This window comes from Steroidobacter sp., from assembly GCF_036406195.1.
Classification (GTDB): Bacteria; Pseudomonadota; Gammaproteobacteria; order Steroidobacterales; family Steroidobacteraceae; genus Steroidobacter.
Genome location: NZ_DASWVW010000011.1, coordinates 57,434 through 83,439, shown reverse-complemented (window position 1 = coordinate 83,439; position 26,006 = coordinate 57,434). Strand labels below are relative to the sequence as shown.

Genomic DNA, 26,006 nt, shown 5'->3' with positions numbered 1-26,006 from the left:
AGAATTGGATGTCGAAGACGCGAATTCCCGCGCACCTGTCAAAGCGATTCACCCGGCTTTCGCCAGCGGCTGCCGAATCCATCGTTCGAGCGCTTCATCAGCACTACTTTCCGCGGCAGATCTGGGGTGAAGTGGCGTATTCGACAGAGCAATGGCTTGCGACTGCCGAAGGGCGCGAGGACCTGCAGGATCATCTCGATCGACGGCTGAATTCCTTTCGCAGCAAAGTCATTCCCTGGCTCGATTCGGCCAGGCCGCTGCTGGGTGCCCGGGTTCTCGAGATTGGCTGCGGCACCGGCGCCTCGACGGTGGCGCTTGCCGAGCAGGGCGCGAAGGTCACCGCGATCGACATCGACGAACCGAGCATGCGCGTGGCCGAGCAGCGCTGCGCGGCTCACAATGTCGAGTGCGAGTTGGTGCTGGCCAATGGCGCCGGCGCCAGACAGTTCCTGGATCGCGAGCCTTACGACTTCGTGATCTTCTTCGCCTGCCTCGAGCATATGACGCATGCCGAGCGCATCGAGGCCATGCGCGACACCTGGCAGGCGTTGCCGGAAGGCGCGTTGTGGTGTGTGATCGAAACGCCCAACCGGCTGTGGTACTTCGACGATCACACCTCGCGTCTGCCGTTCTTCAACTGGCTGCCCGACGAGCTGGCGTTTGCTTATTCACGCTTCAGCCCACGCGAGCCATTTCGCAGCTCTTACCGTGGGCTCTCGGCGGACCAGATGGAGAGCTTTCTGCGCCATGGTCGAGGAGTGAGTTTTCACGAGTTCGATCTGGCGATGGCGCAGACGTCGACGCTCGATGTGGTCAGCAGCTTGCCCCTTTGGTCGAGGCGGCGCGGGGTGTTGGGTCTGCGGGAATTGGCGCGACGGTATAAACGCAGGTCGCGCCTCGAACGCACCCTGGCTTGCCATCGGCCGGACATTCATCCCGGCTTTTTCCAACCCTACCTGGATTTGATCATTCGCAAGCGGACGATGCCGGCGCCCGCTTGAAGCTGGATTCGCGGGCGGCGTCGAGAAGCATGATAATTACGCCCCACATCTACGCCGCCGCGACGCCTCCATGATCGACTCCCTTTACCCGCTGCTTCGCCCGCTGCTGTTCTCGATGGAGGCCGAGCGGGCGCATGAGGTCACGTTCCAGATGCTGGACATGGCCTATGCACTGGGTCTGCTCGGCAAGCGTGAGTCGCGGCCGGAAGATGCGGTGACTCTCATGGGGCTGCACTTTCCCAACCGGGTCGGGCTCGCGGCGGGGCTCGACAAGAATGCGCGGCACATCGACGCGCTCGGTGCATTGGGTTTTGGTTTTATCGAGGCGGGTACCGTGACTGCGCAGCCGCAGCCAGGCAATCCCAAGCCGCGGCTGTTTCGCTTGCCCGAGGCGCGCGCATTGATCAATCGCATGGGGTTCCCCAACGAAGGCGCCGAAGTGATCGCTCGGCGTCTCGCAGAGCGTAAGTTCCGGGGTGTGTGCGGCATCAACATCGGCAAGAACGCGACGACTCCATTGGAAGATGCCGCGCGAAATTACGTCGAATGTTTTCGCGTGGTCGCGCCCCATGCGGACTATGTGGCGGTGAACGTGTCGTCCCCGAACACCGCCAACCTGCGTCAGCTGCAGCAGGTCGATCAGCTGCGCCCCATCCTCGATGCGCTGCTCGAAGCTCGTGCGCAGCTCGTCTCGGGCTCGCGCAAGCATCTGCCGATACTGGTGAAGGTGTCCCCCGATCTGGCGAGTGAAGATCTGGCCGCCATCGCGCGGCTGGTTCGCGAGTTGCGCATCGACGGAGTGATCGCCACCAACACCACCATCACCCGCGAAGTGGTGAAGGGCGTGCGCAACAGCGAACAGCAGGGTGGGTTGAGCGGCGCGCCCATGCGGCCGCTGGCGCTCCAGAGCATCCCCATCCTGCGCGAGCATCTGGGGCGCGATATACCGCTCATCGCGGTGGGGGGTATCGATTCAGGTGCAGCGGCGGTTGCTGCCTTGCAGGCAGGTGCAGACCTGATTCAGATCTACACCGGCCTGATCTATCGCGGTCCCAAGCTGGTTACCGAGATTCGCGCGGCGGTAGCGGCATTCACAAAGTCTTGACGCCCGATGGCGAGCCCAGGATCAGCAGATCGGCGGGCCGCCGCGCGAACAAGCCAACGGTGACCACGCCGGCGAGTTGATTGATCTCGCTCTCCAGCTGCACCGGATCGACGATGCTCAGCCCATGCACGTCGAGGATCTGATTGCCGTTGTCGGTAACGAAGCCTTCGCGATAGACCGGTTGTCCCCCCAAAGCAACCAGTTGTCGGGCGACATACGAGCGCGCCATGGGAATCACCTCCACCGGCAGCGGGAATTTGCCGAGCACGTCGACCAGCTTGGATTCATCGGCGATGCAGATGAAGCGCCGCGATGCGGCGGCGACGATCTTTTCGCGCGTCAACGCGCCGCCACCACCCTTGATCAGGCGTCGGTGACGATCCGACTCGTCGGCGCCGTCGATGTACAGGTCCAGGTTGCCGGTGGTGTTGAGGTCGAGTACGTCGATTCCGTAGCGGCGCAAACGCTCGGTGGAGCGCTCCGAACTGGAGATTGCGCCTCGTATGCGCACCTTTTGCGCAGCCAGTGCGTCGATGAAGTGATCGACCGTGGACCCGGTTCCGATGCCGAGGATGGTGTCCTCCTCGACGTGGGCGAGGGCGGCGAGGGCGGCTTGCTGCTTGAGCTGATCGGCGTTCATGGTGCTCGGTACTCGAGGGGAGAAGGAGAAAATGCCTATTTTCCTAGGGCCGGAAACGACTGTGCCCGCTTTCGCGGGCACAGTCTTCATCATCATCTACTCAGAAGAACTTACTTCTTCTTGGCAGCCTTCTTCTTGCCGCCTTTCTTCTTCGCAGACTTCTTTGCTTTAGTTGCCATGATACTAGATCTCCATGTCGAGTTAGTCCGGGCGCAGTATATACATAAATTAAAAATGGCAAGCAAGAGGTGCGTGCGATTTTGTTGTGCCCGTTCTCATCGCAACCCCACATCGCAACCCTCATTCGCGTCTCGCAGGTGTCCTCGATCCCACCCATCGACCCCATCGAGATGGATGAGCAGCGCTCATTCGAGCGACTCGATGAAGCTCCACTCGCTCTTGGTCACCGGTGTGATCGACAGTCGATTGCCGCGCTTGAGCAAGATCATGTCCTTGAGCTTGCCCGCGGCGTGCTTACGCAACTCGTCCAGCGAGATGACCCGGTCGAGCTTTCTGACGAGCTTCACATCCACCATGTACCAGCGCGGGTTCTCCGGATCGCTTTTCTCATCGTAGTGATCGCTCTTGCTGTCGAACTGCGTGGGGTCGGGGTAGGCCTCGCGTTGTACGGCGGCAACGCCGGCGATGCCAGGGACATCGCAACTGGAGTGATAGAAGAACACCAGGTCGCCCTTCTTCATGGCGCGCAGGTAGTTGCGCGCCTGGAAATTGCGCACGCCATCCCAGCCCGTGGTGCTGTTCTTGGCCTTCGCCAGCTGTTCGATGCCGAACACGGACGGCTCGGACTTCATCAACCAGTAGTTCATGACGGCTCCGCAAATGACAGTGAATGGTCGTTGTTCTTGATGACGGTGGGTGACAGAGCGTGACGCCGTCGCTAGCGAGCAAAGCGCTGCAGGCCGCGTTCAGTCACGACGCCGTCCAACGGCACGTCCCAGCGATTCGGCTGCAGACGCGCGACGCGCTGGCACTCATAAGCGACGCCGATGAGCTTGGGCCGCCGCCAGCGGCGGCCTTCGCGCAAGTGCTGCAGGCTGCGATCGTAGAAACCGGCGCCGCTGCCCAGTCGCCAACCCTGCGTATCGAATGCGACCAGCGGCAACAACACCAGGTCGAGCCGGCGCACGGCAGCGACTTCGGCATGATGCGGATCGGGTTCGGCGATGCCGTACCGGTTTACGCGCATCGCGCTATCGGGGTGGTAGCGCACGAAGCGCATGCGGCCATGACGAAAGCTGGTGATCACGGGTAAGTAGAGCAGGCAACCACGGCGGCGTGCGACTTCGATCACATGTCGCAGGTCGGCCTCGTGACCGTAAGCGAAGTACACCGCCACGCGGCGGCCTGGTACCAGCAAGCGTGCGAGCGCACGTGCGAACTGCCGATGAGCTTCGGCACGCGCATGGGGGGAGAGCAGGCGGCGTTGACGCCGCATGTGCCGGCGCAGCTGCTGGACATCCAGCAGTGTCGCCGACGCGGGAGAAGGAGAGGAGGCGCTACCCGCCTGTGCCGTCATGAGCCATTGCTCTCGACACGGAGCAATAGGTGGGACGCAGCCGTGGCAGCTAAGGCTTCCCGTTCGAGACGGACATGCACACCGCTACCACGTAACCGAATCCCTGGGGTATTAACGTTAGGGTCGAGAGGTAACCCGACACACGTCGAACACCGCAGGCAGCGCCATAACAAAATCGATTCTGAGTCTGCGTCCGTAACGCGCATCCGCAGTCCCAAGTTCATTCGCATCACCGGCCCCAATGGATGACCTCAGGGATGACCGTGTGCGACTCACTGCTGGCCGATATCTGGCCGGTTCGTCCCGCTTCAATGGCTCGCCTCGATATCCTCACTGGATATCGGGGTCGATATCGAGGCGAGGTGGCTCAAAGCGGCAGCTGCTGGCCTCGGCTCAATGCCGACTCCACGCGCTCGCGCATCTGGCGCACGCGTTCGCTGACTTCGCTCTCGATGGCGTCGCTGCGATTGCGCTTCAGCAGCTCGTGCGCAAGGTTCAGCGCCGCCATTACCGCGATCCGGTCCAGGCCGACGATATTGCCGGCATCGCGGATGTCTCGCATCTTGCCGTTGAGATATTCCGCCGAGTCGAGCAGCTCGGAGCGCTCCTCGGGCAGACAGGCGACCTGGTACTCTTTTTCCAGGATGCGCACACTGACGCGGACCATGCGGTCGCTCATGCGTTGTGCTCCATCGCCTTCAGGCGGCCAATCATCGCTTCGACCCGCGCGCGCACCTGCTCGTTCTTCTGCAGCAGCGTGGCACGCTCCGTCATCATCGAATCCTGTCGCTGGCGTAATGCACGGTTCTCTTCCTGCAATTGCGCCACCAGCGCGACCAGCTCTTCCAGCCGCCGTTCGAGCTGTCGCAGCTCCTGATCGACTTCGGTTCGAGAGGGCGTGGGATTCATGCGGCGATTATGCGTCCGGCCCCCCACACGGTCAAACCAGCGCCGGCCCAACCCTGGGTCTTTCCGAGGGATCTTCGCCGGACGGGCCGCGAATCGATTGCAAATCAATAGCCGGGGTCACAGTGCTAAGATACGCGGGATGCTGCAAGTCACATTCGCGGAAATGGTGCGCGTCCTGGAGGGGCTGGGCTCGTCGGTGCCGGCCGCGGAAGCGCACGGTTGTCTGGTCGGAGCGCTGTGCACTTCGCCGGACTATCCGATGGAGCGCTGGCTGGAAGAAATCATTCCCGACCAGGATCGCCGCGGCGATGACGATGGCCAGCAGACACTGCATCTGCTGTATTCGGACACGCTGAATGCGCTGCGCGGCGAGGACATGGAATTCGAGGCCCTGTTGCCCGATGACGATGTGTCGCTCGCGGCGCGTGCCGGCGGCCTGTCGCAGTGGTGCCAGGGATTCCTGTATGGGTTCGGCACCGGCTCGGGCGCCAACGCCATCAAGCCCGAAGAGCTGCCCGGCAACGTCAATGAAATCCTCAATGATCTCACCCACATCGGGCGCGCCAGCGTCGAGCTCGAAGGTGACGGCGACGAGAGCGAAGAAGAAGCCTACGCGGAAGTGGTCGAATACGTGCGCGTCGGCGTGCAGCTCATCCACGATGAACTGATTCCAGCCACGGCGCAACGGATCGACATGGGTTCCGGCCAGGACGGCGATGTGGACGATGAGACAGGCGCCGACGGTCTCGACGACGCTCCGGATCACGATCCCACCCTTCACTGACGCCCGACGATCAGCATTACCCAATGCGCAAAGACGAATTTGCCCGCCGCCGCAGGCAGCTCATGAAAATGATGGGCCGCGGCGGCATCGCCATCCTGCCTGCCGTTCCGGAAAAGACCCGCAATAGCGACGTCAGCTATTACTACCGGCCCGATAGCGATTTTTTCTATTTGACTGGTTTTGCCGAGCCGGAGGCGGTGGCGGTGCTGATTCCCGGACGCGCGGCCGCCGAATACGTGCTATTCACTCGCGAACGCGATCCGACCCGCGAGACGTGGGATGGCAAGCGTGCCGGACCGGAAGGCGCGGTGCGCGATTACGGCGCCGACGATGCGTTTCCCATCAACGACATCGACGACATCCTTCCGGGATTGATGGAACACTGCTCGCGGGTCTACTACACGATGGGCCTGCATCAGGAGTTCGATCAACGCGTGATCGGCTGGGTGAATTCGCTCAAGTCTCAGGCGCGCACCGGCGTGCATCCGCCGCAGGAGTTCGTGGCCCTCGATCACCTGTTGCACGACATGCGGCTGTTCAAGACGCGTCCCGAGCTCGAAGCCATGCGTGAATCGGCGCGTATCGCCGTTTCGGCTCATCAGCGAGCGATGCAGTTTGCCCAGCCGGGCCGCAAGGAATACCAGGTGATGGCGGAGCTGCTGCACGAGTTCCGCATGAACGATGCGGACATCTCATACCATCCCATCGTCGGCGGTGGTGCCAACTCATGCATCCTGCACTACCACGAGAATTCCGATGAGCTGCGCGATGGCGATCTGCTGCTGATCGACGCCGGCTGCGAATACGAGCTGTATGCCTCGGACATTACGCGCACCTTCCCCGTGAATGGCCGGTTCACGCCCGAACAACGGGCGGTATATGAAGTCGTGTTGGAGGCCCAGCACGCGGCCATCGAGAAGATCAAGCCGGGCAATCACTGGAACGACCCGCACGAGGCGGCGGTGAAGGTCATCACTCAGGGCCTGGTGAAGCTCGGACTGCTCAAGGGCAAGGTCGCCAATCTGATCAAGGACGGCGAATATCGCCGTTTCTACATGCACCGCACCGGCCACTGGCTGGGGCTGGATGTCCACGACGTGGGCGATTACAAGATCGGCGACCAATGGCGCGTGCTCGAACCCGGCATGGCGATGACGGTGGAACCGGGCATCTACATTCCCGCCGGCAGCAAAAGTGTCCCCAAGCGCTGGTGGAACATCGGCGTGCGCATCGAGGACGACGTGGTCGTCACCAAGGATGGCCACGAAGTGCTCACCGCGGCGCTGGTCAAGGATGCCGACGGCATCGAACGGTTGATGAATGCATGAGAGCGACAAGTCATGAGCGGCGGCGATAACAGACTGGTTGTCGATGTCGCGATCGCCGGCGGCGGGCTGGTGGGCGCGAGCCTGGCGCTCGCGCTGGCGCAATTGAGCTTGCGCGTAGCGTTGCTGGAGGCGGTGCCATTCGGCGCCGCCGACCAGCCGAGTTTCGATGATCGCAGCACCGCCTTATCCAACGGCAGCCGGCGTATTTTCGAAGCGCTGGGAGTGTGGCCGCTGATCGAGCGCGAGGCTACCGCCATTCGACGCATTCACGTCTCGGATCAAGGCCGCTTCGGCTTCACGCGCATCGATGCCAAGGAGCAGGGCCTGAATGCGCTGGGCTACGTGGTGATCAATCGCGTCATGGGTGCGGCGCTGTGGCACAGGCTCAATGCCGAGCCGGCCATCACCATCCTGGCACCCGCCAAGGTGCAGTCGATGCAACTGCAACAGCAGGTGCAGAACATCGAATGCGAGCTGAGCGATGGCACCAAGCGCGTGGTCGAGGCGAAGCTTGCGATCGCGGCGGACGGCGCTCGTTCCACCTTGCGGCAAGCTGCGGGTATCGGCTCGAGCAGCTGGGACTATGAGCAGGTCGCGCTGGTCAGCAACGTCCTGTCCCAGCACTTTCACAATCACGTCGCCTATGAGCGCTTCACGCCGGCTGGACCGCTGGCGTTGTTGCCGATCACGGAAGGCCGCCTGGGCGTGGTCTGGACCTTCCGGCCCGAGACCGCCAAAGAAGTGACGGCGCTGAGCGATGCCGAGTTCCTGGCCCGGTTGCAGGAAACTTTCGGGTTTCGTCTGGGCCGGTTCACCCGCGTCGGCGCCCGCCAGCTGTATCCGCTGTCGTTGACTCGTTCCGACGAATACGTCGCCGAGCGGCTCGCGATCGTCGGCAACGCGGCGCAGACTCTGCATCCGATCGCGGGGCAGGGGTTCAATCTCGGCTTGCGTGACGCCGTGAGCCTGGCCGAGGTACTCGCCGATGGCCGCGCTCAGGCCGGTGCCGGCTTCGATGCGGGCGACGGCATGTGGCTGCAGCGCTATCGCGAATGGCGTGCCGCTGACCGGAGCAACATCGTGCGATTCACCGATGGCCTGGTGCGGTTGTTCTCGCAGCCGTTGGGTCCGATCAAGCTGCTGCGTGACGCCGGCATGCTGGCGTTGGATCTCCTGCCGGCGGCCAAGGATGGATTGTCGCAGTTGTCGCTGGGAGCGGCTGGCCGAGTGCCCCGGCTCGCACGCGGCGCTCCCTTGCAACAGTGAAGAGAGCTGGGCGATGAAGACGGGCTTTCACATTCTGGTCATTGGCGGCGGCATGGTGGGCGCATGTGTGGCCGCGCTGGCGGCCAGCAACCGTCACTTTGCCGATCTGCGTATCGCCGTACTGGAAGCCAATCCGCCGACGCTGCCGCCACCTGCGGCCGCCAGCGACGTCGATCTGCGTGTCTCGGCTTTCTCGCGTGCATCGGAGCGCGTGCTTAGGGAGATTGGCGCTTGGCAATTGCTATCGCCCCAGCATGTTTGCGCCTACGACGACATGATCGTTTGGGACGCGGAAGGCAAGCCGCGGGGTTCCGGATCCATACATTTCTCCGGCAGCGAATCGGGGGAGCCCAACCTCGGCTACATCGTCGAGAACCGGCGTGTGTTGTGGTCGATCTATGACAGCCCCTCGTTTCGTAATCGCGTAACGCTGTTGCGCGGCGAGCTGACGGGACTGGAGTTCGAGGACGATCACGCAGCGGCCATCTTGAGCGACGGCCGCCGTATCGAAGCGGCTTTGATCGTGGGCTCGGATGGCTCCGGTTCCGCCAGCCGCAAGCTGGCTGGCATCGAGACCCGCGGTTGGGAGTACGAGCAGCGCGCCTTCGTGACGCATGTTCGCACCGAACACCCTCATGGCCGGACCGCGTGGCAGCGCTTCCTGCCGGACGGACCGATCGCCTATCTCCCGCTCGCCGATGGCCGCAGCTCGATCGTATGGACCACGACGCCGTCGCACGCCGACCGGCTGGTGGTGGAGACTCCCGAGCAAGTCGCGAAAGAGTTGATGCTGGCGATCGACGGCGCGCTGGGCCGAGTCGAAGTGGACGGTCCGCGTGGACAGTTTCCTTTGCGGCTCACCCATGCGAAGGACTATTGCCGCGAACGTTTCGTGCTGGTCGGCGACGCGGCTCATGCCATCCATCCACTGGCGGGGCAGGGTGTGAATCTCGGTTTCCTGGACAGCGCGGCGTTGATCGAAGTGCTGGCCGAGGAACTGGAGCGCGGTATAGCGCCCGCAGCGCTCGGTGAGCGGCGAATCCTGCGGCGTTATGAGCGCTGGCGGAAGAGCGAGAACGCGGTGGCGCTGGGGCTGGTCGATGGCTTGAACAAGCTGTTCGGCAATCGCACCAGCACGCTCGGCTGGGCGCGGCGCACGGGCCTGAGCATGCTCGATGGCAGTATGCTGGCCAAACGTTTCCTGATGGGGCGCGCGCTAGGCACCGGCGGCGCGGCGCCGGCATTGGTTCGCGCACATCGTCCGTAAGCTGACGGACGACTATCACACAGGGGGCAGGGGTCGGGATGCACAGCACGCTCTTCATCCAGTCCCCGCCAGTGCTGGGCAACCAGTATGGCGATGACACGTTCTTGCGCAGCTATCTGCAGCGGCGGTTGCCGGCGGATGTGCTTGCCGACATCGAGCCGTCGCTGACCGAGCTGGGCGCGCTGGCCGGCGGCGAGCTGTATCGACTGCAGTTGCAGGACCGGCTCAACGAGCCAACGCTCACCCAATGGGATGCCTGGGGCAATCGCATCGACCGTATCGAAGTCTCGCCCTTGTGGCGTCGTGCGGCGGATCTCGCGGCCATTCACGGGCTCGTTGCCATTCCGTACGAGCGACGGCACGGCCGCTACAGCCGAATCCATCAGTTCGCGGCGGTGTACCTGTTTCATCCCTCGACCGATGTCTATACCTGTCCGCTCGCGATGAGCGATGGGGCCGCACGCACGCTGACTGTCTCCGGCAATCAGGCTCTCATCAATCGGGCCGTCGCGCGCTTGACGAGCCGCGATCCGGCGCAGGCATGGACCAGCGGCCAATGGATGACCGAGTCGACCGGTGGATCGGACGTTGGCGCTTCGCTCACGCGCGCGGCACGCGACGAATCGGGCGGTTGGCGCCTGTTTGGCAAGAAGTGGTTTACCTCGGCCATTACGTCACAAATGGCGTTGACTCTCGCGCGCCCCGACGGCAATGGGCCGGGCGGCAGCGGACTCGCGATGTTCTACGTCGAGACGCACGACGCCGATGGCAGCTTGAACGGCATCCGCGTCGAACGCCTCAAAGACAAGCTGGGCACGCGCAAGGTCCCGACCGCCGAGCTGACATTGGAAGGCACGCGTGCCGAACTGGTGGGCGACACCCGGCACGGCACCCGAAGCATCGAGCCGATGCTGACCGTCACGCGCGCCTGGAACAGCGTGACTTCCGTGAGCTTCATGCGCCGGGCATTGATGTTGGCGCGGTCGTATGCGCGCGAGCGTCGTGCGTTCGGCGCGAAGCTCGAAGACTTGCCGCTGCACGTCGATACGCTCGCGGCCCTGGAGGTGGAGACGCGGGGGGCCTTCCTGTTGGCATTCGAGCTGGTCGAGCTGATGGGTCGCCAGGAAGCGGGCGAGATCACCGCCGAGCAGCAGGCGCTGTTGCGACTGGTCACGCCCATCGCCAAACTTTTGACTGCCCGGCAGGCGGTCGCGGTTGTGAGCGAATGCATGGAAGCCTTCGGCGGGGCAGGTTATGTCGAAGACACCGGTCTGCCGCTGCTGTTACGTGATACGCAGGTATTGCCGATCTGGGAAGGAACCACCAATGTGCTGGCACTGGATGCAGTCTTGCGCGGTGAGCTGAGCGTCGGATTGCCTGCATTGCGGACGCGGATCGAACGAGCGATCGCGGGCGACGCTGTGGGCGGCGATGCACGTTTGAGCGCGGCGGGTCGCCAGGCTGTGCAAGCCATCGAACACGTGACACGCTGGCTGAGTCAAAATAACGATCCGCGGCGGCTGCAAGCCAATGCCCGCAGAGTGGCGATGACCCTGGGACGCGCGTTGCAGCTGGCACTGCTGATCGAGCACGCCGGAGCGACTGCGACAACGGGCGACATGGCCGCCGCTTGCCGGTTCGCCGCCGCGCCCTTGGATTTGCTGGTCGATATCAATAGCGAAGAGTCCGCCCGCCTGATCGAATGAACAATCGTCACATCTATGTGCTATCAGCGGTGCTGGCGCTGATCGGCCTGGCGCTGTTCGCGTACAAGGCGCAGGTGCTGGGCTTTCCCTTGCAGCCGCAGGAACAGACGCGGGTCTGGACCATCGAGGCGGCGGTGCGATTCGATCCGGGGCCGGCGGCGGTGAAGGCGACCTTGCGCGTTCCCAGTCTCACGCCCGGCTATTCCATCCTCGACGAGAACTTCATCTCGCGCGGCTTCGGTCATGCGATTCGCAACGTGCCGGCGGGCCGCGAGTCGCAATGGACCCTGCGGCAGGCGTCGGGGCCGCAGACGCTCTACTACCGCGCGCAGGTCTATCGAGATCCGACCCGCATCGCCGAGGACACCACGCCGCCGTTCCCTGAGCAGCCAGTGCTCGATGAGCCGTCGCGCATCGCCATGGAAGGGTTGATTGCGGAAGTGCGGCGTCAGTCGGCCGACGTGGCGAGCTTCACCACCGAGCTGCTTCGTCACATCAATTACGCCGAGCGCGATCCTTACGTCAGTTTGTTCATGAGCCGCGGCAACGCGCCTTCGGATCAGGCCAAGGCCAAGCTCGCGACCATCTTCCTTGCCGGCGCGCAGATTCCGGCGCGCATCGCGCATGGCATCCCGCTCCGGAATGCTCCTGGACCGGTGCAGGCCCAGCAGCTGCTGGAAGTGCACGACGGCGTGCAATGGCTGTACTTCGATCCCATGACCCTGGAGCAGGGCCTGCCGCCGGATTTCCTGATCTGGTGGCGCGGCGACGATCCGATCGCGAGCATCGAAGGCGGCGGCAATCTGGAAGTGACCCTGGCGGTTCAGCAGAACCTGCTGGATTCGTTGGTGGTCGCCGAGCGCCGCGCCGAGCTGACCGGCTCGCACGCGATGGACTTCTCGCTGTTCGCCCTGCCGATCGCGACTCAGGCCGTGTATGCGGTGCTGATGATGATTCCGGTGGGCGCGCTGGTGATCATGCTGCTGCGTAACTTCATCGGCGTGAAAACTTTCGGTACCTTCATGCCGGTGCTGGTCGCGCTGGCATTTCGCGAGACGCGGCTGCTGTGGGGCATCGTGCTGTTCGCCGTGATCGTCTCGCTGGGCCTGTTGATCCGGTTTTATCTGGAGAAGCTGCGCTTGCTGCTGGTGCCGCGTCTGACCACTGTGTTGACGGTAGTGGTGATCCTGATGGCTGGCATCAGCGTGCTGAGCCAGAAGCTGGAGCTGCAGCCGGGGTTGTCCATCGCCTTGTTCCCCATGGTCATCCTGGCGATGACCATCGAGCGCATGTCCATCGTGTGGGAGGAGCGTGGCGCGTCCGAGGCGTTGCAGGAGGGCATCGGCAGTCTCATCGTCGCGGCGCTGGCCTACGTGGTCATGGGCCAGGCCTGGCTGGAGCATCTCATCTTCGTGTTCCCCGAGTTGTTGTTGCTGGTGATCGCGATGTCGCTGCTGGCGGGTCGCTACACCGGCTATCGCTTGCTGGAGTTGCGACGCTTCAAGGCGCTGCTGCCATCGCGGAGCGCGTCGTAATGTTGGGGCGCTATCGCATGTTGCGCGATGAAGGTGTGCTCGGGCTGAACAAGCGCAATGGCGATTACATCCTGCGATTCAATCCTCGCCGGCTGTATCCGCTGGTCGACGACAAGCTCAGGACCAAGCGGCTGGCGCTGGCAGCGGGCATCGCCGTGCCGGAGCTGTATGGCGTGATCGAGACGCAGCACGACATCCGGCGCCTGCCGGAGATCGTGCGCGATCATCCCGAGTTCGTCTTGAAGCCGGCGCACGGCAGTGCCGGCGACGGCATCGTGGTCATCTCCGGCCGCAGCTCCTCGCGTTACCGCACCATCAGCGGCACGCTGCTGGATGACGATTTCCTGTCACACCATCTTTCCAACGCCATCAACGGGCAGTTCAGCCTGGGCGGCGTGCAGGATGTGGTGATCGTCGAGTACATGGTGCGCTTCTCGCCGCTGTTCGAACGCATCAGTTACCAGGGCGTGCCGGACATCCGGGTCATCGTGTATCGGGGCTATCCCATCATGGCCATGGTGCGGCTGCCGACGCGCGCGTCGCATGGCAAGGCGAATCTGCATCAGGGCGCGGTGGGCGCGGGGATCGATCTGGCCAGCGGTGTGACATTGGATGGTGTCGTGGGGACGCAGGTCGTCACGCATCATCCCGATACGACGCATGCGATCTCCGGGCTGAAGATCCCGGATTGGGATGTCATCCTGGATATTTCGGCGCGTTGTTACGAGCTGACGGGCATGGGTTACATCGGGGTCGATATCGTGCTCGACCGGGACCGCGGGCCGCTGGTGCTCGAGTTGAATGCGAGGCCGGGACTGGCGATTCAGATCGCGAACCGGCAAGGTCTGCTGCGCCGGTTGAAGATCTGCGACCAGAAGGCGGACTTTGCAGCGGCCGCGCCAGAGCGCATCGCGTTTGCCAAGCAGGAGTTTCGGCATCCGGTCGGGCCGGTGACATGCGGCCCATAGCACGGCCATGCGCCGCATGATCCAGGCAGGCTGCCAGAGCGCCTGAGGGATCAGGGCGCGTTGCGGGCTTCGGCGCTGGGCGAGTCCGGCGTGCCATCGCCGGGTGGTGCGGGGACGTCGACCGACATGAAGAAGCCGGCGGATGTTCGGATGGTCACTTTCGCGGGGCGGCAGGGGAAATCGCGCAGGTCGATCTTCAACGACGTGGTGAAGTTCTGTCGGGCGAGGTCGTCGGGCTGGCTGTCGAGCAGCAGGCCCAGGATCTGCGAGCGCTCGTCGTCGAGGCGTTTGCACTCGTCCCATTGCACCGAGAATTTGTGGTCCGGGTTCGTGCCTCGATAGGCGATGGTCATGACCAGTTGATCCTTCGCCGCGTCATAGCGCAGCGCGGTGACGCTGATGGCCGAGGCGGCCGTGCTGTAGCAGAGCGCCAGCAGTGAGCAGCAAACCCAGAGACTGACCCGGGTTCGCGACCGTTGCAGCAATCGACCCGATGTAGCGCGGCGCATGGAGAATCTCCGGCGAGGTACGATTCTTTAACGCAATGTTCGACCTGCTGGGTTCCGTCTGCTGCGCTCGATTTCAAGGGCGGGGCAAGGCGTCCACCTTGGCGGCGCAGATGAAATCGTTCTGCGACAGCCCGCCGATGGCGTGAGTGCGGTACGTCATGCGGCAATAGCCCCAGCCGACTTCCAGGTCGGGATGGTGATCTTCGGTGTTGGCGATGTGGGCCACCGCGTTGGCGAAGCTCATGGCTTGATAGAAGTTGCGGAACTGCCATTCGCCGCGAATGCTCAGGCCGTCCGCGGCCAACTGCCAGGTATCGCTCAGTTGTTTCATGAGCGCCCGGGCTTCGTCCAGCGACAAAGGCGCGACGCCGCCTTCGCAGGGCTTGCAGCGTTGTTCGGTGAGAGATGCGCTCATGCTGGGTGCCTCGTGCGGGCTACTTCATGCCGATTGGCGCCGTGCATAGGTCCTGGAAATATATTCCTCCACCAGGGCCTGAAACTCTTCGGCAATGCGCTCGCCCTTGAGTGTGGGACCTTTCTCGCCGTCGACATACACCGGGGCGACCGGCCGCTCGCCCGTGCCCGGCAGGCTGATGCCGATGTTGGCATGTTTGCTTTCGCCGGGGCCGTTGACCACGCAGCCCATGACCGCCACGGTCATGTCCTCGACACCGACGTATTGCTGGCGCCACTCCGGCATCTGGTGACGGATGTGAGATTGAATCTTTTGCGCCAGCTCCTGGAAATACGTGGAGGTGGTGCGGCCGCAGCCGGGGCAGGCGACCACCATGGGCATGAACGAACGCAACCCCATGGTCTGCAGCATCTCCTGCGCCACGATGACCTCCTGCGTGCGATCGCCGCCGGGCTCGGGTGTCAGAGACACACGAATGGTGTCGCCGATGCCTTCCTGCAGCAGCACGGCCATGCCGGCCGTGGAGGCGACGATGCCTTTGGATCCCATGCCGGCCTCGGTGAGACCGAGGTGCAGCGCGTAATCGCAGCGCCTGGCAAGATTGCGATACACGGCGATCAGGTCCTGCACGCCGCTGACCTTGCACGAGATCACGATCTTGTTGGACGCCAGCCCGAGCTCCTCGGCACGCCTGGCGGATTCCAATGCGGAGACGACCAGCGCCTCGCGGGTCACATCGCGGGCATCCATTGGTTCGGCGGACTTGGAATTCTCATCCATGAGCCGCGTCAGCAGGTCCTGATCCAGGCTGCCCCAGTTCACGCCGATGCGCACTGGCTTGTCGTTGCGAAGCGCCACTTCGATCATTTCCGCGAACTGCGGATCACGTTTGCTGCCGCGGCCGACATTGCCAGGATTGATACGGTATTTGGCCAGCGCCTCGGCGCACGCCGGGTGTGCCTTGAGCAGCTTGTGTCCATTGAAATGGAAGTCGCCGACGATGGGCACATGAACGTCCATCTGCGCGAGCCGGTCCCGGATGTGCGGGACGGCAGCGGCGGCTTCGTCGGTGTTGACGGTCACGCGCACCAATTCCGAGCCGGCCCGTGCCAGCGCTTTGACCTGGGCCACGGTGGACTCGATGTCGGCGGTGTCGGTGTTGGTCATCGATTGCACGACGACCGGCGCGGGGCCGCCGACAGTGACCGAGCCGATGCGGACTGGAATTGAATGTCGTCGGATGGGGCGCATAGAGGCGCCATTGTAACCTCTCCGCCTCTGTCCAACCGCTAACCGCTAACCGCTAACCGCTGGCCACTGGCTTCGGCTAACATACGCGGACCCATCGCAAGGCACGGCCGGAGAGAGCGGGACCCACCCCGCCGCCGAAGGCGCAACCGCCCGGAAACGCTCAGGCAAATGAACGGCGTGCACTGTGGATCGGGCGGTTCATCCGCCCACCACACGGCGGGCTCTGGAGAGTAGTTGCCGTCGTGTGCCTGATCGGTTCACGTCGGCGGTTCACCGAAGGGGAGAGGCTGCGACCCGATGCCAGACGGGGGTCGCCACCGGATCTCTCAGGTCGCAGGACAGAGGGGCGTTGAACGTAACCGCGTTCGGCGCATTGCTTTTGACCCGACCAATCTACGGAGCATTCGATGGGCCTCAAGACTCCTCTATACGACACCCACGTCGCCGCGGGCGCGCGCATGGTCGATTTCGGCGGCTGGGACATGCCGGTCAACTATGGCTCGCAGATCGAAGAACATCATGCGGTACGTCGCGACGCCGGCATGTTCGACGTTTCCCACATGCTGGCCGTCGATGTCACGGGCGCCCGCGTTCGTGATTACCTGCGTTACCTGCTCGCCAACGATGTCGCCAAGCTGAAGGAGCCGGGCAAGGCTCTGTACAGCTGCCTGCTGAACGAGCAGGGCGGCGTGGTCGACGATCTCATCACCTATTTCATCAATGACAGCTGGTTCCGCGTGGTCGTCAATGCCGGCACGCGCGACAAGGACATTGCATGGATGAAGCGCTTTGCCGATCAGTTCCAGGTCGAGATCGAGCCGCGCACTGATCTTGCAATGATCGCCGTGCAAGGCCCGAACGCGCGCGCCAAGGCTGCGACACTCATCGGCCAATACGCGGACGAAGCTCTGCAGCTGAAGCCTTTCGTCGGTCGCGAATTCGGCAAATATTTTATTTCTCGTACTGGCTACACCGGCGAGGACGGCTGGGAGATCGCGCTGCCGGTCGCGGACGCACCGAAATTCTGGAGCGATTTGCAAGCAGCGGGCGTTGCGCAATGTGGCCTCGGTGCGCGCGACACGCTACGGCTGGAAGCGGGCATGAATCTCTACGGCAACGACATGGATGAGAATCTCTCGCCACTCGAATCCGGCCTGACCTGGACCGTGGCGTTCGATCCGCCGGAACGCGATTTCGTCGGCCGTAAAGCGCTCGAAGCGCAACGTGCCGCGGGCGTGAAGCGCAAGCTCGTCGGTCTCATTCTGGATGAGCGCGGCGTGCTGCGTGGGCATCAGCGTGTTGTCACTTCGGCCGGCGACGGCGAGCTGACCAGCGGCACCTTCTCTCCCACGATGGAAAAGTCCATCGGCTTCGCACGCGTGCCGGCAGCCGCCGGCGACCGGGTCGAGGTGGATATTCGCGGCAAGTTGCTGCCGGCGCACGTCGTCAAATATCCGTTCGTGCGCAACGGCAAGCCGCTGGTCTCCTGAGCGCCTGTCGCAGCTTTCGCGAGTTCGCGTTTTCCTGATCTATTTCTGTTTTTGCAATCAATAACGAGGGCTTCGTCATGTCCAACATTCCCGCCGACCTGAAATATCTCGAATCCCACGAATGGGCCCGCGTCGAAAGCGACGGCACGGTCACCGTCGGCATTTCCGATCACGCGCAGGGCGCGCTTGGCGACCTGGTGTTCGTGGAAGTGCCGGAGGTGGGCAAGTCGCTGAGCAAAGGCGGCGCGGCCGCGGTGGTCGAGTCGGTCAAGGCCGCCTCCGATGTCTACAGCCCGGTGTCGGGTGAAGTCGTGGCCGCCAACGAGGCGTTGAGCGGCTCGCCGGAGCTGGTGAATTCCGATCCATACGGCGAGGGCTGGCTGTTCAAGATCAAGCCCAGCAACAGCGCCGAGCTGCAGCAGCTGCTCGATGCCAAGGCCTATGAAAAGGTCGTCGCGGACGCCCACTGAGCTGTCGGACCTACATGACACACCTGTACCGATACGAGGCAGCCGGCAAGAGTCACGCCTTTTGCCGGCGGCAACAAAGCTGCTGTCTGAAAAAGCGCCGCAGGCGACTTCTTCCAATTTACTAGAGTGCCACCATGCCGTTCATTCCTCATACCGAAACCGACATCGGCGACATGCTGGCCGCCATCGGCGCGCCGAGCATCGATGCGTTGTTCGACGAAATCCCGGCGGCGTTGCGTACCAAAGCGCTCGACGCGATTCCCGATGCACTGAGCGAGATGGAAGTCGGGCGCCTCATGCAGGAGCGCGCCCAACAGGACGGACGTCCGTTGAACTTCCTGGGCGCCGGCGCCTACGAACATCACATTCCCGCCGCGGTCTGGGCGATCGTGACGCGTGGCGAGTTTTATAGCGCGTACACGCCGTATCAGGCCGAAGCGAGCCAGGGCACGCTGCAGCTGCTGTACGAGTACCAGACGATGATGAGCAGCCTGACGGGCATGCAAGTCTCGAACGCCTCGCTCTACGACGGAGCTTCGGCACTCGCGGAAGCATGTTTGATGGCGGTTCGTGCGCATCGCAAATCGAAGTCGGCGCGCATCGTGGTGCCAGCCACGCTCAATCCAACGTATCTGTCCGTGTCGCGCGCGATCACGGAAGGTCAGAACCTCAGCTTCGACGTGCTGCCCTACGAGTCCGGCAAGGGCACGCTGCAGTTCTCGAAGCTCGAAGCGCTGCAGGGCGAGGACATCACCGCCGTAGTCATCCAGCAGCCGAATTTCTTCGGCCTGATGGAAGACGTCGATGCGATCACCGACTGGGCGCACGCCAACAATGCGCTGGTGATCGCGGTAGTGAATCCGCTGTCGCTGGCGCTGTTCAAGCCACCGGGCGAGTGGGGCACCAAAGGCGTCGATATCGTCGTCGGCGACGGTCAGCCGCTGGGCGTGCCGCTGTCTTCGGGCGGTCCGTACTTCGGCTTCATGACCGCGCGCATGGAGCATGTGCGCCAGATGCCGGGCCGCATCATCGGCCGCACCATCGATCTCGATGGCAAGCAGGGCTTCACGCTCACGCTACAGGCGCGCGAACAGCACATCCGCCGCAGCAAGGCGACCTCGAACATCTGCACCAACCAGGGGTTGCTGGTGACGGCCGCGACCATCCATATGTCGCTGCTCGGCGCCGCGGGCCTGGAAGCGGTGGCCGCGACTTCTCAACGGCAAACCACCAAGCTGGTCGAGAAGCTCGCCGCCATCGCCGGCGTGAAAGTCGTGTTCGACGGGTACCGTTTTCATGAAGCTGTGTTACAGCTGCCGGTCAAGGTGAGCGACGTGCTCGACGCCCTGACCAAACGCAACATCGTCGGTGGATTGGACCTGTCGAAATTCTATCCCGAGCTGGGCAACGCGCTGCTGGTGTGCGCGACGGAGATGCGCACCGATGCGGATCTGGATGCCTATGCCCGGGCTTTGGCCGAGGTTCTGGAGCGCAAGCCGTGAGCAATATCACTGAACCGTTGATCTTCAAACATTCGCGCACGGGGCGCAGTGCCGTCGGCCAGTATCCGCAAGGCGCATCGGCGGCAGTGCCGGAGAAATTCCGTCGCCGTCAGCGCGCGGCGTTGCCCGAAGTGTCGGAGCTGCAAGCGGTCCGTCATTTCACGCGGCTGTCGCAGTTGAACTTCTCGATCGACACCCATTTCTATCCGCTGGGTTCGTGCACGATGAAGTACAACCCGCGCGCGTGCAATACGTTCGCGATGCTGCCCGAGTTTCTCGGCCGTCATCCGCTGGCGCCGGCGTCGGTGAGCCAGGGCTTCCTTGCCTGTCTCTACGAGCTGCAGGAAATGTTCAAGGCCGTGACCGGCATGAAAGGCGTGTCCTTGACGCCGATGGCTGGTGCGCAGGGCGAATTCGCGGGTGTGGCGATGATTCGTGCTTATCACCGCGCTCGTAATGATTTGCAGCGGACTGAAATCATCGTGCCGGATGCCGCGCATGGTACCAATCCGGCGACGGCCACCATGTGTGGTTGCACGGTGGTGGAGATTCCTTCGCTCGCCAACGGTGACATCGATATCGAGGCACTGAAAGCGGCGCTCGGTCCCAAGACGGCCGGCATCATGCTCACCAATCCGTCCACCCTGGGCGTGTTCGAGCGACGCATTCAAGAAGTCGCGAAGCTGGTGCACGACGCCGGCGGGCTGCTCTATTACGACGGCGCCAACCTCAATGCCATTCTCGGCAAGGTGCGCCCGGGCGACATGGGCTTCGATGTGATCCACATGAACCTGCACAAGACCTTCTCGACGCCGCACGGCGGCGGCGGGCCCGGTTCAGGTGCGGTCGGCGTGGGCCAGCGGCTGCTGCCGTTCATGCCCATTCCGACGGTCGGCAAGGAAGGCGATGCCTATCGCTGGCTGGAGGAGAAAGATCTGCCGCAGACCATCGGCCGCCTGTCCGCGTTCATGGGCAACGCCGGCGTGCTGCTGCGTGCGTATGTTTATATGCGCATGCTCGGCCGCGAAGGCATGCATCGGGTTGCGGAGTTCTCGGCGCTCAACGCCAATTATCTGCTGGCTCGGTTGAAGAAGGCGGGTTTCGAGCCGGCGTATCCGGAGCGGCGCGCCAGCCACGAGTTCATCATCACCATCAAGCGCCAGGCGCGCGAGCTGGGCGTGAATGCCATGGACTTCGCCAAGCGGCTGCTCGACTACGGCTTCCATGCACCGACCACCTATTTCCCGCTGCTGGTGCCGGAGTGCCTGTTGATCGAGCCCACCGAGACCGAAGCCAAGGAGGAGCTGGATGCGTTCGTGGACGCCATGATCACCATTCAGGCCGAGGCCGAGCAGGATGCAGCCAAGGTCAAGGGCGCTCCTTATACTTTGCCGGTCCGGCGTCTGGATGACGTGCGCGCCGCCAAGCAACTCGATCTGACCTATGGAATGAGAAGTACGGAATGACCACAACAGAGCGCCCCAAGCTCGCCGGCCTGCGCCGGCTGGTACTGGCTTTTGTCAACTCATGGAAGGGGTTCAGGGGCGCGTTCCGCAGCGAAGCGGCGTTCAGGCAGGAAGTGGCCCTGGCGGTGGTGTTACTGCCGCTGGGCGCCTGGTTGGGGCGGACCCCCGTCGAAAAAGCCTTACTGGTCAGCTCGGTATTGCTGGTGCTGATCGTGGAGCTGCTGAATACGGGCATCGAGACCGTGGTCGACCGCATCGGCCTGGAGCGGCATGAGCTGTCGGGGCTGGCCAAGGACGTCGGCTCGACCGCGGTGCTGTTATCCTTCGGCGTCCTGGTCGTGATCTGGGGGTTCCTGTTGCTGGGCTGAACGGCCCGACGTTGGAACCTCGATGCTCCGCGCGCCACTAACACGAGATGGCTGCGGGGCGTTGGCATGAGTTGGCCCAGACCTGCGGCTCCTTACAGCTTGGTCATACGGTTCCCTCATGCATAGAACTTTCGCCGTTGCCGGACTACTGCTGCTCGCCTGCCTGCCTTCGCATTCTCAGGAGCCTTCCGGTTCCGCTCCCGCCGCCACTGCCATGCCGCCGACCACCGTGCCGGTGGCAGACGTGGAAGACTCACGCTGGACTCGCACCCTGGAGCGCGTCGCCAGCGGCGTCGTCACCATTCAGGTGGACCTGGCGCGTGCCTTCGATACGGAGTGGAACATGTCGAGTCAGGCCACGGGTTTCGTGGTCGACGCGCAGCGCGGCCTGATTCTCACCAATCGTCACGTGGTCACACCCGGGCCGGTGACTGCCACCGCGGTGTTTCTGAATCGCGAGGAAGTCACGTTGTATCCGGTGTATCGCGATCCGGTGCACGACTTCGGTTTCTATCGCTACGATCCTTCCAAGCTGCGTTTCATCAAGCCCACCGAGCTGAAGCTGCATCCGCAAGGGGCGCAGGTCGGACGCGAGATTCGCGTCATCGGCAACGACGCCGGCGAGCAGCTCTCCATCCTTGCCGGCACGCTGGCGCGCCTGGATCGCGAGGCACCCAATTACGGGCTGGGCAAGTACAACGACTTCAATACGTTCTATTACCAAGCGGCTTCGAGCACGTCGGGCGGCTCGTCCGGCTCGCCGGTGATCGACATCGATGGCCGCGTGCTGGCGCTCAACGCTGGCGGCAGCTCCGCGGCGGCGTCCAGCTTCTATCTGCCGCTGGATCGCGTCACGCGCGCTCTGGATGCCATCCAGAAGGGCAAGCCAGTTGATCGCGGCACCTTGCAGACAGTATTCGTCTACACGCCGTTCGATGAGCTGCGCCGCCTGGGTTTGCGCAACGAATCCGAGATCGAAGTGCGCAAGAAATTCCCGAACACCACGGGCATGCTGGTCGTGTCGGAAGTGCAGCGCGGCTCGGCGGCGGAGGGTGTGCTGGAGCCCGGTGACGTCCTGGTCAGGATCAACGGCCAGCTCACCGTCGACTTTTCGTTGCTGGCGAGCACGCTCGACGATGGCGTCGGCAAGACCGTGAAGCTGTCGATCGAGCGCGGCGGGGAAGCGCTGGAACGCGAGCTTCCCATCCAGGACATGTATCAAGTCATGCCCGACGAGTTCCTGGAGTTCGGCGACGCGATCGTGCACAACCTGTCGTGGCAGCAGGCGCGTCACATCAATGTTCCTATCCGCGGTGTGTACGTGGCCAACCCCGGTTATGTGCTCGGCGCGGCCGGCATCCCGCGCGGCGCTGTGATCAGCGAAGCGGGCGGCCAGGACATCAAGGGATTGGGCGATCTGGAGGAAGCGTTGTCGAAACTCGGCGACGGCGAGCGCATCACGCTGCGTTATTTCACGATCGACGATCCAAAGACCGCGCAGTGGCGTAGCGTGCGTATGGATCGCCGCTGGTTCCCGGCGCGCGTCTGCAAACGCGACGATAAGGCCGGCACGTGGCCGTGCACGCCGTGGGGCGAGGATGGCGTGGCGAAGCCGCCGGAGCCGGCTACGACCACATTCGCGAAAACCTCCGATCCGCTGATCAACAAGCTGGCGCCGTCGTTGGTACTGGTGAACTTCGACATGCCGTATTCGGTGTCGGGTATCACAGAGCGCAGCTATTACGGCACGGGCTTGATCGTCGATGCCGCGCGCGGCCTGGTGATCGTCGATCGCAATACCGTGCCGGTGCCGCTGGGCGATGTGCGGCTGACATTCGCGGGCTCGATCGAGGTGCCGGGGCGGGTCGAATACATCCATCCGCTGCACAACCTCGCGGCCGTTTCCTACGACCCGAAGCTGATCGGCGCGACGCCCGCCAGGGCGGCGACCTTGAAGACCGTCGATGTGCGGCCGGGGCAGGAGCTGTGGGCAGTCGGCATGCGCCCGGATGGCAAGGTGCAGTCGCGCTCGGCGAGGGTTGCGTCGGTGGACCCTGTGGGATTCCCGTTGTCGCGCACGCTGCAATTCCGCGACTCCAATCTCGAAACCATTTCTCTCGTGAACGGCCCCGCCGATTACGACGGTGTTCTGGTCGACAAGAGCGGCGCTGTGGTCGCGACGTGGGCGAGCTTCGCTTATGAATCTGGCCGCCAGGTCGTGCAGGAGAATCGTGGCGTCTCCGCGGAGCTGATCCAGGAAATGCTGCCGTTGGTGCGCGAGGGGCGGCCGCTGCATTCGCTCGAAGCGGAGTTGCAGCCCTTGCCCCTGGCGGTTGCGCGCAAGCAGAGCTTGCCGGACGAATGGATCCGCCGTCTGGAACAACACAGCCCGGAGCGCCGTGAGGTGCTCAGCGTGGTGCGCACGGTTGGCGGCTCGCCGGCGGACGGGCTGCTGCGTTCCGGCGATCTGATCCTCGATATCGATGGCGCCATCGTGAATCGCTTCCGCGAGGTCGAGCGAAGCGTGCAGAAGCCGTCGGTGCGAGTCACCGTCTGGCGTGACAAACACGAGCTGGTCATCGAGGTGCCCACTGTGGAGCTCGATGGCCGCGATCTGGAGCGCATCGTCGTGTGGGCGGGCGCGGTGTTGCAGAAGCCACACCGTGCGCTGGCGGCTCAGCGCGGCATCGAGCCGAGTGGTGTGTTCGTCGCGTATTTCTCTTACGGCTCGCCGGCCACACGCTATCAGTTGTGGGCGGGGCGCCGGATCGTCGAGGTGGACGGCAAGCCGGTGGCTGACCTGGATGCCTTCATCCAGGCGGTCAGCGGCCGCGAGGATCGCAGCTCGCTCAGATTGCGGACTGTGACCTGGAACGGCTCGGTCGAAGTCATAACACTGAAGCTGGACAAGCGATATTGGCCCACCTATGAGCTGCGCCGCGCAGCAAACGGCTGGGTGCGGACGGCCCTCGAATGAGGGCCCGGAAATGACGGGCTGGAAACGACGGTCTGAATGATTTGGCAATAACGGCCTGCGCTCGCGGGCGGGCCGCGGCGGTCTTGTTATCATTGCTCCCATGGCTATAGGACGAGTTCTACAACAGGAAATCCAGGAGGCCGTCGAAGCGCTGCGCGCCGGCGAGCTGGTGGCGTTTCCTACCGAGACGGTGTACGGCCTGGGCGCCAACGCCAACAATCCGGACGCGGTGCGTAAGATTTTCCGCGCCAAGGGCCGGCCGTCCACTCATCCGGTGATCGTCCACATCGACCATCCGCGTTATCTGCAGCGCTGGGTCCGCGAGATGACGCCGGAAGCGAAGAAGCTCGCCGATGCGTTCTGGCCTGGCCCGTTGACGCTGGTGGCGAAGCGAGCGCCTGCCGTCAACGATGTGATTACCGGCGGGCAGGACACGGTGGCCATTCGTGTGCCGAACCATCCGGTCGCGCAGCAGTTGCTCAACGCTTTCGGTGGCGGCATCGCTGCTCCTTCAGCCAACAGGTTCGGTCATGTGAGCCCGACGCGGGCGGAGCACGTGCGCGAGGAATTCGGCGACGAGGTGAAGTTCGTGCTCGATGGCGGGGACTGCAAGGTCGGTCTCGAGTCCACCATCATCAGCTGTCTCGCCGATGGTCCGCGCGTGTTGCGGCCGGGGAGCATCAGCTTTTCGCAGCTCAAGGCCGTGGTGCCGACGATTCAGATGGGGCCGAATCCCTCTGCGCCGCGCGTGCCGGGCTCGACGTCGCGTCACTACTCGCCGACCACGCCGGTCAACGTGGTGCCGAGCCGGCGCCTCGAAACCGTCATGAATGAGTTCACCGCCAACCACGAGAAAGTGGCGGTGCTCGCGCAACGTCCGCCGGGCACGGCGAATCCTTTCATGACATGGATCAACGCAGGCATTCGGCCTGACATCTACGCGCGCAATCTGTACGCGAATCTGCGTACGCTCGATAAGGCAGGCGCGAAGATCATCCTCGTCGAAGAGGTTCCCGAAGGCGAGAAGTGGGATGCCGTGCGCGACCGCCTGCGCCGCGCGGCCACCGCCGAGAACATCGTTACCTACGATCAGGACATCGCCGCCTGGGTTGCCGACTTCGGCGAAGAGGGCGGCCCGCCGGGCTGATTTTCCGACCGGAAGAACCCACCCCCTTGCCCCCTCCCGTGCCCGGGAGGGGGAACCAAAATTTGTTTTTCTCTTGCCGGAGTGTCGGCGGGCCAGGAAATGTCAGCGCCTGCCGAAACGGCGGCGCGTTTCCGTGGATACGTGCAGTGATGACTCGCCCGGTTTGATTTTCCGACCGGAAGAACCCACCCCCTTGCCCCCTCCCGTGCCGGGAGGGGGAAGCAAAATTTTTCTCTTGCCGGAGCATCGGCGGGCCACGGAATGTCATCGCCTAGCGGAAGGCGGCGAGCTGCCGTGAATGCCAGGCGTCAAGGTGTGAGCGGGAGTCTGAGTCGCCTTGGTTGCGGCGCTATGTTCTGTGGCGA

General features: G+C 63.5%; 24 protein-coding genes, 1 other RNA gene and 2 riboswitches. Of the genes, 16 read left to right on the top strand and 9 right to left on the bottom strand.

Annotated features, from left to right (window positions below; all coding sequences use genetic code 11):
- The first annotated feature begins 8 nt into the window (after positions 1-8).
- Both VGE08_RS04440 and VGE08_RS04435 read left to right on the top strand, forming a co-directional pair.
- Entirely contained in the window at positions 9-1,001 is a 993-nt protein-coding gene (locus VGE08_RS04440; protein WP_331066654.1) for a class I SAM-dependent methyltransferase, read from the top strand.
- 70 nt (positions 1,002-1,071) lie between these two features.
- Positions 1,072-2,106: a quinone-dependent dihydroorotate dehydrogenase gene (locus tag VGE08_RS04435; RefSeq protein WP_331066653.1), complete on the top strand. Its 1,035-nt coding sequence runs from the start codon at positions 1,072-1,074 to the stop codon at positions 2,104-2,106.
- Here the strand turns inward: VGE08_RS04435 and rpiA are convergent.
- The 6 genes from rpiA to VGE08_RS04405 form a co-directional block, all read right to left on the bottom strand.
- Positions 2,093-2,746, bottom strand: a complete 654-nt coding sequence (gene rpiA / locus VGE08_RS04430) for a ribose-5-phosphate isomerase RpiA (protein ID WP_331066652.1) — start codon at positions 2,744-2,746, stop codon at positions 2,093-2,095. The two genes, VGE08_RS04435 and rpiA, sit on opposite strands and share 14 nt — an antisense overlap.
- A 365-nt stretch (positions 2,747-3,111) precedes the next feature.
- Positions 3,112-3,573, bottom strand: coding sequence for an EVE domain-containing protein (locus VGE08_RS04425; protein WP_331066651.1), 462 nt, complete (start codon positions 3,571-3,573; stop codon positions 3,112-3,114).
- A gap of 71 nt (positions 3,574-3,644) precedes the next feature.
- Entirely contained in the window at positions 3,645-4,214 is a 570-nt protein-coding gene (locus VGE08_RS04420; RefSeq protein ID WP_331066691.1) for a 5-formyltetrahydrofolate cyclo-ligase, read from the bottom strand.
- Positions 4,215-4,260: 46 nt separating this feature from the next.
- Positions 4,261-4,447, bottom strand: a non-coding RNA gene (gene ssrS / locus VGE08_RS04415) — 6S RNA.
- Between the two features lie 203 nt (positions 4,448-4,650).
- The gene (locus VGE08_RS04410; protein WP_331066650.1) at positions 4,651-4,962 is read right to left on the bottom strand and encodes a cell division protein ZapA; all 312 of its coding nucleotides are present in this window, start codon (positions 4,960-4,962) and stop codon (positions 4,651-4,653) included.
- Positions 4,959-5,192 (bottom strand): TIGR02449 family protein, encoded by a 234-nt coding sequence (locus VGE08_RS04405; protein ID WP_331066649.1) that lies wholly within the window; start codon positions 5,190-5,192, stop codon positions 4,959-4,961. Before VGE08_RS04405 ends, VGE08_RS04410 begins: the two co-directional genes overlap by 4 nt.
- 139 nt (positions 5,193-5,331) lie before the next feature.
- On the opposite strand from VGE08_RS04405, the gene VGE08_RS04400 reads away from it, so the two are divergent.
- Genes VGE08_RS04400 through VGE08_RS04370 form a run of 7 tightly spaced genes read left to right on the top strand, consistent with a single transcriptional unit; the run spans position 5,332 to position 14,046 of the window.
- Positions 5,332-5,976, top strand: a complete 645-nt coding sequence (locus VGE08_RS04400) for a UPF0149 family protein (RefSeq protein WP_331066648.1) — start codon at positions 5,332-5,334, stop codon at positions 5,974-5,976.
- A 23-nt stretch (positions 5,977-5,999) separates the two neighbouring features.
- A complete protein-coding gene (pepP, locus tag VGE08_RS04395; protein WP_331066647.1) occupies positions 6,000-7,304 on the top strand; it encodes a Xaa-Pro aminopeptidase in 1,305 nt (434 codons plus the stop codon).
- A gap of 12 nt (positions 7,305-7,316) precedes the next feature.
- The gene (gene ubiH, locus VGE08_RS04390; protein ID WP_331066646.1) at positions 7,317-8,570 is read left to right on the top strand and encodes a 2-octaprenyl-6-methoxyphenyl hydroxylase; all 1,254 of its coding nucleotides are present in this window, start codon (positions 7,317-7,319) and stop codon (positions 8,568-8,570) included.
- 13 nt (positions 8,571-8,583) lie between these two features.
- Positions 8,584-9,837, top strand: coding sequence for a UbiH/UbiF/VisC/COQ6 family ubiquinone biosynthesis hydroxylase (locus VGE08_RS04385; RefSeq protein ID WP_331066645.1), 1,254 nt, complete (start codon positions 8,584-8,586; stop codon positions 9,835-9,837).
- Positions 9,838-9,875: 38 nt separating this feature from the next.
- Positions 9,876-11,543, top strand: a complete 1,668-nt coding sequence (locus VGE08_RS04380; RefSeq protein WP_331066644.1) for an acyl-CoA dehydrogenase family protein — start codon at positions 9,876-9,878, stop codon at positions 11,541-11,543.
- On the top strand, positions 11,540-13,078 hold the full coding sequence (locus VGE08_RS04375; protein WP_331066643.1) for an inactive transglutaminase family protein: 1,539 nt from the start codon (positions 11,540-11,542) through the stop codon (positions 13,076-13,078). The genes VGE08_RS04380 and VGE08_RS04375 overlap by 4 nt, the downstream gene beginning before the upstream one ends.
- On the top strand, positions 13,078-14,046 hold the full coding sequence (locus VGE08_RS04370; protein WP_331066642.1) for an alpha-L-glutamate ligase-like protein: 969 nt from the start codon (positions 13,078-13,080) through the stop codon (positions 14,044-14,046). Before VGE08_RS04375 ends, VGE08_RS04370 begins: the two co-directional genes overlap by 1 nt.
- A 50-nt stretch (positions 14,047-14,096) precedes the next feature.
- On the opposite strand, the gene VGE08_RS04365 is transcribed toward VGE08_RS04370, so the two are convergent.
- The 3 genes from VGE08_RS04365 to ispG all read right to left on the bottom strand — a co-directional run bounded on the left by VGE08_RS04365 (position 14,097) and on the right by ispG (position 16,221).
- On the bottom strand, positions 14,097-14,555 hold the full coding sequence (locus VGE08_RS04365) for a hypothetical protein (protein WP_331066641.1): 459 nt from the start codon (positions 14,553-14,555) through the stop codon (positions 14,097-14,099).
- 73 nt (positions 14,556-14,628) lie between these two features.
- A complete protein-coding gene (locus tag VGE08_RS04360) occupies positions 14,629-14,970 on the bottom strand; it encodes a 4a-hydroxytetrahydrobiopterin dehydratase (protein WP_331066640.1) in 342 nt (113 codons plus the stop codon).
- A gap of 24 nt (positions 14,971-14,994) precedes the next feature.
- Positions 14,995-16,221 carry a flavodoxin-dependent (E)-4-hydroxy-3-methylbut-2-enyl-diphosphate synthase gene (gene ispG / locus VGE08_RS04355; protein ID WP_331066639.1) on the bottom strand — a complete coding sequence of 409 codons (1,227 nt, stop codon included), beginning with the start codon at positions 16,219-16,221 and terminating at the stop codon, positions 14,995-14,997.
- A 97-nt stretch (positions 16,222-16,318) separates the two neighbouring features.
- Positions 16,319-16,406, top strand: a riboswitch (glycine riboswitch).
- Positions 16,407-16,434: 28 nt separating this feature from the next.
- A riboswitch (glycine riboswitch) is annotated at positions 16,435-16,573 on the top strand.
- A gap of 55 nt (positions 16,574-16,628) precedes the next feature.
- Here ispG and gcvT point away from each other — a divergent pair.
- The 7 genes from gcvT (at position 16,629) to VGE08_RS04320 (ending at position 25,641) form a co-directional block, all read left to right on the top strand.
- Positions 16,629-17,711, top strand: a complete 1,083-nt coding sequence (gcvT, locus tag VGE08_RS04350) for a glycine cleavage system aminomethyltransferase GcvT (protein WP_331066638.1) — start codon at positions 16,629-16,631, stop codon at positions 17,709-17,711.
- Between the two features lie 77 nt (positions 17,712-17,788).
- On the top strand, positions 17,789-18,181 hold the full coding sequence (gene gcvH / locus VGE08_RS04345; protein WP_331066637.1) for a glycine cleavage system protein GcvH: 393 nt from the start codon (positions 17,789-17,791) through the stop codon (positions 18,179-18,181).
- A 134-nt stretch (positions 18,182-18,315) separates the two neighbouring features.
- A complete protein-coding gene (gene gcvPA, locus VGE08_RS04340) occupies positions 18,316-19,683 on the top strand; it encodes an aminomethyl-transferring glycine dehydrogenase subunit GcvPA (protein ID WP_331066636.1) in 1,368 nt (455 codons plus the stop codon).
- A 5-nt stretch (positions 19,684-19,688) separates the two neighbouring features.
- Positions 19,689-21,149 carry an aminomethyl-transferring glycine dehydrogenase subunit GcvPB gene (gene gcvPB / locus VGE08_RS04335; protein ID WP_349258624.1) on the top strand — a complete coding sequence of 487 codons (1,461 nt, stop codon included), beginning with the start codon at positions 19,689-19,691 and terminating at the stop codon, positions 21,147-21,149.
- Entirely contained in the window at positions 21,146-21,517 is a 372-nt protein-coding gene (locus VGE08_RS04330; protein WP_331066634.1) for a diacylglycerol kinase, read from the top strand. Before gcvPB ends, VGE08_RS04330 begins: the two co-directional genes overlap by 4 nt.
- Before the next feature lie 118 nt (positions 21,518-21,635).
- Positions 21,636-24,494, top strand: coding sequence for a trypsin-like peptidase domain-containing protein (locus tag VGE08_RS04325; RefSeq protein WP_331066633.1), 2,859 nt, complete (start codon positions 21,636-21,638; stop codon positions 24,492-24,494).
- A gap of 100 nt (positions 24,495-24,594) precedes the next feature.
- Complete coding sequence (locus tag VGE08_RS04320; RefSeq protein ID WP_331066632.1) at positions 24,595-25,641, top strand: L-threonylcarbamoyladenylate synthase; 1,047 nt, start codon at positions 24,595-24,597, stop codon at positions 25,639-25,641.
- Positions 25,642-26,006 lie beyond the last annotated feature (365 nt).